Origin of the sequence: Actinoplanes palleronii, assembly GCF_016862315.1 — a bacterium.
In the GTDB taxonomy this organism is placed as follows: domain Bacteria; phylum Actinomycetota; class Actinomycetes; order Mycobacteriales; family Micromonosporaceae; genus Actinoplanes; species Actinoplanes palleronii.
In genome coordinates, this window is record NZ_BOMS01000055.1 from 1 (window position 1) to 7,212 (window position 7,212).

General features: G+C 71.1%; 10 protein-coding genes. 6 read left to right on the forward strand and 4 right to left on the reverse strand.

Going from position 1 to position 7,212, the window contains the following annotated elements:
• Nucleotides 1-500: 500 nt before the first annotated feature.
• From Apa02nite_RS20765 to Apa02nite_RS20775, 3 genes are all read right to left on the reverse strand, one after another.
• Nucleotides 501-1,094, reverse strand: coding sequence for a DNA-3-methyladenine glycosylase (locus tag Apa02nite_RS20765; protein ID WP_203826447.1), 594 nt, complete (start codon nucleotides 1,092-1,094; stop codon nucleotides 501-503).
• 127 nt (nucleotides 1,095-1,221) lie between these two features.
• Nucleotides 1,222-2,103, reverse strand: coding sequence for a dioxygenase family protein (locus Apa02nite_RS20770; RefSeq protein WP_239164440.1), 882 nt, complete (start codon nucleotides 2,101-2,103; stop codon nucleotides 1,222-1,224).
• 17 nt (nucleotides 2,104-2,120) lie between these two features.
• Complete coding sequence (locus tag Apa02nite_RS20775; protein ID WP_203826439.1) at nucleotides 2,121-2,609, reverse strand: MarR family winged helix-turn-helix transcriptional regulator; 489 nt, start codon at nucleotides 2,607-2,609, stop codon at nucleotides 2,121-2,123.
• Between the two features lie 97 nt (nucleotides 2,610-2,706).
• On the opposite strand from Apa02nite_RS20775, the gene Apa02nite_RS20780 reads away from it, so the two are divergent.
• Both Apa02nite_RS20780 and Apa02nite_RS20785 read left to right on the forward strand, forming a co-directional pair.
• On the forward strand, nucleotides 2,707-3,081 hold the full coding sequence (locus Apa02nite_RS20780; protein WP_203826440.1) for a DoxX family protein: 375 nt from the start codon (nucleotides 2,707-2,709) through the stop codon (nucleotides 3,079-3,081).
• Between the two features lie 103 nt (nucleotides 3,082-3,184).
• Nucleotides 3,185-4,210 (forward strand): hypothetical protein, encoded by a 1,026-nt coding sequence (locus Apa02nite_RS20785; RefSeq protein WP_203826441.1) that lies wholly within the window; start codon nucleotides 3,185-3,187, stop codon nucleotides 4,208-4,210.
• On the opposite strand, the gene Apa02nite_RS20790 is transcribed toward Apa02nite_RS20785, so the two are convergent.
• Nucleotides 4,168-4,419: a hypothetical protein gene (locus Apa02nite_RS20790; RefSeq protein WP_203826442.1), complete on the reverse strand. Its 252-nt coding sequence runs from the start codon at nucleotides 4,417-4,419 to the stop codon at nucleotides 4,168-4,170. The genes Apa02nite_RS20785 and Apa02nite_RS20790 overlap by 43 nt on opposite strands.
• Before the next feature lie 203 nt (nucleotides 4,420-4,622).
• On the opposite strand from Apa02nite_RS20790, the gene Apa02nite_RS20795 reads away from it, so the two are divergent.
• From Apa02nite_RS20795 to Apa02nite_RS20810, 4 genes are all read left to right on the forward strand, one after another.
• The gene (locus tag Apa02nite_RS20795; RefSeq protein WP_203826443.1) at nucleotides 4,623-5,498 is read left to right on the forward strand and encodes a helix-turn-helix domain-containing protein; all 876 of its coding nucleotides are present in this window, start codon (nucleotides 4,623-4,625) and stop codon (nucleotides 5,496-5,498) included.
• Complete coding sequence (locus Apa02nite_RS20800; protein WP_203826444.1) at nucleotides 5,491-5,703, forward strand: DUF397 domain-containing protein; 213 nt, start codon at nucleotides 5,491-5,493, stop codon at nucleotides 5,701-5,703. The genes Apa02nite_RS20795 and Apa02nite_RS20800 overlap by 8 nt, the downstream gene beginning before the upstream one ends.
• 118 nt (nucleotides 5,704-5,821) lie before the next feature.
• Nucleotides 5,822-6,619 (forward strand): CAP domain-containing protein, encoded by a 798-nt coding sequence (locus tag Apa02nite_RS20805; RefSeq protein ID WP_203826445.1) that lies wholly within the window; start codon nucleotides 5,822-5,824, stop codon nucleotides 6,617-6,619.
• 21 nt (nucleotides 6,620-6,640) lie between these two features.
• The coding region (locus Apa02nite_RS20810) for a TetR/AcrR family transcriptional regulator (RefSeq protein ID WP_203826446.1) at nucleotides 6,641-7,212 on the forward strand (572 nt) is incomplete at its 3' end.

A 7,212-nucleotide genomic window follows, 5' to 3' on the forward strand; every position in this document is an offset into this window, starting at 1 on the left:
GGGAGCACCTCGAGCTGGTCGCAGCGGCCGTTATCCGCTCGTCTCTCCGGCCCTCAGCGCCAGCCGAACGTCCCGAGCTGGTCGCGGCGGCCGTTATTCACCGGTCTTTCCGGGTCGCCAGGACCAGCCGAACGCCCGGCTGGTCCTGGCGAGCGCCCATGGTGGTTAACAACGACCGTGGCTCGCCGCTGCGGTGGGGCGAGCGCTGATGGTGGTTTGCCGGCCCGGGTAGCGACAGTGGGTGCTCGCCGATGCCGCTTGCGGGCGCTCCGGGTGATGTCGGTGCGCCCTCGTTCGCGAGCGGCGTGGCGAACCGCGACCCACCGCCACCCCGCCTGGCTACCCAGCCCCAGCATCCCCAACCGAGACAGCTGGCTGGTGAGCGCCAGCCCCAGCGGCCGGGCACCCGACCGCCGGGCATCCAGCGGGCCGGGCATCCAGCGGGCCGGGCATCCAGCGGGCCGGGCATCCAGCGGGCCGGGCACCCAGCGGGTGGGCGGTCATGTGCGGGCCCGGCGTTTCGGGGTGTGGCGTCGATAGGCGCTCACCGTCGGGTCGCCGGGCAGCCAGAAGCGCCACGGCACGTCGTGCGCCGACGTGACCCCCACCCGCGGGCCGGCCTCGATCGCGCCCACCGCGGCCGCCGGTGGGGCCAGCACCGCCGGACCCTCGCCGTCGATCAATGAGGTGTCGTTGGCGGCCCGGTTCAGGTCCAGGACCTGCATCAGCTTGCCCGGCCCGGCGGCCAGATCGGCGTCCCGGCGGGCCGCCGGCCGGCGGGCGCGGGCGGTCTCCAGCCCCGACACCACCTCGCCGGCCCGGATCAGGACCGCGGCTGCCCGGCCTTCCTCGCCGCAGACGATGTTGGCGCAGAAGTACATGCCGTAGATCTGGTAGACGTAGAGCCGGCCGGCCGGGCCGAACATCACCGCGTTGCGGTTGGTGACGCCGCGGTGGGCGTGGCTGGCCGGGTCCGCGCCGAGGCCGCTGTATGCCTCGACCTCGGTCAGCCGGACCGTCACGCCGTTGGCGGTCAGCCGCCACCCGAGCAACTCCCGCGCCGCCGCGTCGACGGCCTCAGCGGGCAGCTCCATCCACCGGTAAGTCACCAGCCCACTCCATCACAACCGGTCACTGCGGCTGAAGGCACAACCGGTCACCGCGGCGGAAGGAGCAAGCCGCCGGGAGCAAGCCGACGGAACAAGCTGAAGGCACAACCGGTCACAGCGTCTGGAAGGACCTCTTCGAGAAGCCCATCATGTAGCCCTCGATAGCGCTCCGCACCGGGCCGTCCGGCCGGTCCGCAGCACCCAGCGTCACGAACAACGGCGTGAAATGCTCCGGCGTCGGATGCGCGAACGGCATACCGGGCGCGTGCTGCTGATACCCCGCCAGCTCGTCCACGTCACCGCGCCCCAACGCCTCCGCGGCCCAACCGTCGAAATCGGACGACCACGCCGGCACCGCCCCGGAGAAGAGCATCTCCCGGGTGACGAACGGCAGCCCGTGCACCATGAACCCGGAGCCGATCACCAGCACCCCCTCGGCCCGCAGCTCCCGCAGCCGCGCACCGATCGCGAGCAGCTTGACCGGGTCCTGCGTAGGCATGCTGAGCTGCAGCACCGGGATGTCGGCGAGCGGGTACATGGCCATCAGCGGCACCCACGCGCCGTGGTCCAGCCCGCGCCGCGGGTGCTGGTGGACCGGATCGGAATCGGGCATCGCCCCGGCCACCCGGCGGGCCAGCGCACTCGCGTCCGGCGTGGCGTACGCCATCGTGTAATACCGCGGGTGGAAGCCGCCGAAGTCGTAGACCAGCGGGGTGCTCGCGCCGGTCGCGGAGAGTGACAACGGGGCGCTCTCCCAGTGCGCGGAGACGATCAGGATGCTCGTCGGTTTCGGCATCGACTGCGCCCACCCGAACAGCTCGCGCAGCCAGGGCCCGTCGTCGAAGAGCGGCGGCGCGCCGTGGCTGAGATACAGGGCCGGCAGAGGTCCGTCGGCCGGGTCCCAGGTCCGCTGCGAGCGCGCCCGGGGCAGGGCTTCCAGCAGGAATTCATCGTACGCACCAGCCGGCACCGCCGGGTTGAACAGGGAACTCACAGTGCACTCCAAGCGAGTCAGGAACGGGTGGCACCACACGGGTCGTCCGGGTCGACGGCCCGCATGATCCGGCGGCCGATGTCGCGCAGCTGGCGGGTCTGCGCCTTGGTGAGCTGGTCGAACACCAGGCTCCGGACCTCGGCGACGTGCCCGGGCGCGGTCGCGGTCACCTTGTCCCAGCCGTCGTCGGTGAGCACCGCGAGGGTGTAGCGCCCGTCGTCCGGGTCGGTGGTGCGGCGGACCCAGCCACGCTTCTCCAGCCGGCCGACGGCCTGGGAGAGCCGGGCCAGTGAGCCCTCGGCGAGGACCGCGAGCACGCTCATCCGCAGGGTCCGGCTGGGGGTCTCGGAGAGGCCGGCGAGAATCCCGTACTCAAAATGGCTGAGCTCGGCGTCGCGGTGCAACTGGGCGTCGAGCGCCGCCGGAAGCCGCATGAAGAGGCCCATCAGGGCGAACCAGGCTTCCCGTTCCTCGCTGCTCAGCCACTGTGGCTCGGGTGTCTCCATGCCCCGAGCATAGCTCAAGCATTTAACTCACCAGCGCTTGCATGTTTAAGTCATGGGGACTAGCTTTCGCTCAACTGTTTAAGTGAATTGAGGAATCGTGAACGTTGTCTTGTGGATCATTGCGGGCCTGCTCGCGGCTGCCTTCCTGGCCGCCGGCGCGATGAAGGCGCTGCAGCCCAAGGAGAAGCTCGTCGCGTCCGGGATGGGCTGGGCCGCCGACCTCAGCGACGTGCAGGTCAAGCTGATCGGCGTGGTCGAGGTGCTCGGCGCGATCGGCCTGATCCTGCCGGCGCTGCTGGACATCGCCCCGGTGCTCGTCCCGATCGCCGCCACCGGTCTGGTGATCACGATGATCGGTGCGGTCGTGGTGCACGTCCGCCGCCACGAGAACCAGGCGATCGCCCCGAGTGCGGTGCTGCTGGTGCTGGCCGCGGTGGTGGCGTGGGGTCGCTTCGGCCCGTATTCGTTCTGATTTAGGGGGAAAAGCTCCACTGCAGACGGGCGCGCGCACCCGGTGACGTACGTGTTACCGATCGGTATAGTTCGCCGCCTTGAGGCCGGCTGGGGAGCGAACGATGGCGCAGGTAGGGCAGCCGCGAAGCGGTGACGAGGAGGCCGGGGAACCGACTCCGGACAGGGCCGGCGTTTCGGGCGCCTCCGGTCCGGCGGTGCCCGCTGCGGGCTCGTCCGGAAAGGGCGAGCTCAGCCCCGAGGTGATCGAAGTGCTGCGCGCCGCCACTGCGAAACGGGATCTCGCAGTGGCGGACCGCGCGACCCCGCACGACGTGCCCCCGAGCGACGCGACACCGCAGGACCCGGCACCGCAGCCCGGGGGAGCGGCCGGCGGCTCGCTTCTCCTGCGTACCAAAAAAAGATGGCGGACCTTGTCGCGCCGCACCCGAATGACCACCGGCGGCGTCGCGGCGGTCGTGGCGGTCCTGCTGGTCTGGGCGGCGGTCGGTGGCGACGGCGGCGATCAGGGTCCCGCCGTGCGCGCCGTGGCCGAGGACGTCTCGGTGGTCCCGGCCCCGTCGGTCTCGCCGCCGGGCGAGGTCGTCCCGCAGGCCGCGACCCATCCGGTACGCAGTGCCGACGACCTGGAGCTGGTCTGCGGGAGCACCTACTACCCGACCGCGCCCAAGTTCGCCGGCAAGGCCGTGCACCCGATCGCGATCAGTGCCCGGGGCCGTCTCGACATGGACCAGCGGTCGAGCCGCACACTGGCCCGGGTCGCGCTCGGTGGCTCGGCGGTGGCCCGGCGGGCCTGGGCGCCGGCCGTCACCCGGGTGCAGCTCGTCGCGTGCCTGGACCTGATCGGTGGCGGCGCCAAGCTCAAGGACTGCAAGTCGGACGAGGCCAAGAAGCCGGTCCTGCCGCTGATGGTCGGCCGCTACAAGCTGACCGTGTACGAGGCGGCCACCCGCCGGAAGGTCGCCGAGGCCACCCTAGAGGGCGCCGACAAGGCCTGCCCGTGGGTGGTGATGACCGGTTCCGATCGCACGGTGTACTCCCAGGTCACCGACGACCAGTTGTTCCGGGTGCTGCGCAAGCCGGTGATTCAGGGGGCCTCGGTGTCGGTCCAGCCCAAGAAGCGTTCGTAGAGGTCGGCGGGCGGGCCGCCGGAGCCCGCCGCACAGTCGTCGATCGCCTCGATCAGGCACGAGCCGAGGTAGACGGCCAGGCCGTGCGGGAACTTCTGGTACTGCTCGGCCAGCTCGACCTTCGCGACGGCGCACGGCCACGACCGGCCACAGACCCGGCACTCCCACGAGGGGCGCTCCCCGACGTGTTCGGTCCGCGGCACCAGCATGGCGACTCCCCGTGATAATTACCTTCTGCGATCTTGCGACTACACAATGGAGCCTCGCTTGCCTTAGGCTCGGGCTCAAGCCGCAGCGGCGAGAATCCCGGAAATGGATTCCCGGCGTCTCGATGCAGCCGTTCGGATCGTCTCGTTCGAGACACCCGGACGCCGTGCGGCCTCGGTGGTTGTGACGGGGAGGGAGTCGCCGGGTGTCCGAGACGGGTTCGACGGTACCGAGACGGCAGGTCGGCCGGCTGCTGCGGCAGTTGCGGGAACAGGGCGGGATCTCCCTGATGGCGGCGGCGCAGGAGCTGGAGTTCTCCCGCGCCCGGATGTACCGGATCGAGAACGGCGAGGTCCCGGTCCGCAAGCACGACGTGATCGCGATGTGCGGGGTGTACGGCGCGCCCGGCCACATGACCGAGGTGCTGATCGGCCTGGCGCAGGAGTCCAAGGCCAAGGGCTGGTGGCACGCGTACGGCGACGTGGTCCCGGCCTGGTTCGAGCTCTACGTCGGCATGGAGCAGGCCGCCTCCCGCCTGCGGCAGTACGCCCCGAGCGCCATCCCCGGCCTGCTGCAGACCCGGGAGTACGCGGAGTTCGTCTTCGGCCGGTGGATGGAGGACGACGCGGCCGCGGTGGAGAACGCGGTGGCCGTCCGGCTGGAGCGCCAGTCGCTGCTGCGCCGGGCACGTCCCCAGGCACCCCGGCTGGAAGTGATCATCGACGAGGGTGTGCTGCGCCGGGCCATCCCGGACACCCTGGGCATGCAGAAGCAGCTTGCCCACCTGGTCAACGTCGCCATCCGGCCGAACATCAGCATCCGGGTCATCCCGTTCGCGGCCGGCCCGCACCAGGCGTCCAGCTCCGGGCAGTTCACCGTGCTGGAGTTCCCGGCGGTCGGCACCACCTCGCCGGAGCCGACCACCATCTACTGCGAGAACCTCACCGGTGCGCTCTACCTGGATAAGCTCGGCGAGGTCGAGACGTATGAGCACATCTGGAACCGGCTCGACGCGATAGCGCTCAGTCAGCCCGATTCCGATGACCTCATCGGCACGATCATCAAGGAGAGCGATGGTTGACCTGACCGGTGCCGTCTGGCACAAGAGCACTCGGAGCGGGGGCAACGGGGGCGACTGCGTCGAGGTGGCCGGTAACCTGCCCGGCATCGTGGCGCTGCGCGACAGCAAGGACCCGGCCGGCGCGCCGCTGGTCTTCTCCCACGCGGAGTGGGTCGCGTTCCTCGACGGGGTGCGGGCCGGTGAGTTCGACCCCGGCGTCCGTTGATCCTTATCTGTCTGTGAGCCGTACCTTAAGGGTTCCTTTCCCGGACTGATCTCCTCCGGCCGGTCGCGCATAGTCGTGGGGCGTCGCCCCCTGCCCGACCTACCTAAGGTGAATATCCGTGTCGCTCTCCGCTGCCGCCCGTTTCCGGTACACCCTGGTGGCGGGTACGACAGCCGTGGTCATCGGCAGTGGGTTCACCGTGGCAGGCCTGATGCAACGGTCGTCGGCCGACCCCAGCCCCCGGTCGGCCGACGTACCGTTCGCCGCGGCTGCGGCCGGCCCCAGCACCGACGCCGGTCTGCTGACCGACGAGGACGCGTTCCCGGCCAGCGCCGCGCCCAGCGCGAGCAGCTCGCCGACCCCGCGGGCCTCGGCCAGCAAGAAGCCGACGGCCACGCCGACGGTCCGGAAGACCACCACGGCGCCCGCGACCAAGAAGACCACCAAGACCGCGACCGCCGCCGGGGGTGGCGGGAGCACCGCCCCGGCCACCGCGGACACCGTCCTCGACCTGGTGCTGGCGCACATCAACGCGGCCCGGGTCGACGAGGGCCTGTCCGAGCTGACCCTGGACACCAAGCTCTCCAAGGCGTCGGCCATCCACAACCAGCTGATGATCGACGGCTGCGGGCTGGCACACGTCTGCGACGGCGAGTCCGACATCGGCGACCGGTTCAGCGCGCAGGGCGTCTCGTGGAGCTCGGCCGGCGAGAACATCGGGTACGGCTCCAGCGGCAGCAGCGCGGCCGACATGGTCAAGGCGGCGAACGGCCTGACCGACTCGATGCTCGCCGAGGTGCCGCCGAACGACGGCCACCGCAAGAACCTGCTCAGTAAGAGCTTCAAGAAGATCGGCCTGAGCGTGGTCCGCGACGACAAGGGCATCACCTGGATGACCCAGGACTTCGTAGGCTGACCTGCGTGGTAGACATGCGCCGTGAGACGGTCAGCCGCCAAGCGTGTGGAGGTGCTCGCCGCCGCCGGTGAGGTGGTCGCGGCGCGCGGCGCGGACGGCACCCGGTTCACCGACGTGACCGCGGCGACCGGTGTCGGCGTCTCCACCCTGCAGTACTACTTCGGCACCCGCGAGGACATGCTCATCGCGGTCTTCCGGCACGCCGCCCAGCAGGAGTTCGACGCGGTGACGGCGCGCCTGGCGCGGGTGACCGGCCCGTGGGAGCGGCTGCTGACGGTGGCCGAGCACCTGACCGGCGCGGTCGGCGACGAGGCGTCCTGGCGGCTCTGGGTCGAGTCCTGGCGCTGGGCGCTGCGCGATCCCGGGGTGCGCGCCGACGTGCTCGGCGACTACCGGCGCTGGCACGAGCTGCTGGCCGCCGAGATCGCGGCCGGCGGGTTCGGCGCCGGCGCGGCCCCGATCGACACCGCCCGGCAGGTGCTCGCGCTGATCGACGGGCTGGCCCTGCCGGTGGTGCTCGGCGACCCGGCGTTCTCCCGGGCCGCCGCCCGCGACCTGCTGTCCGACGGACTGGCCCGCCTGGTGAGGACGAG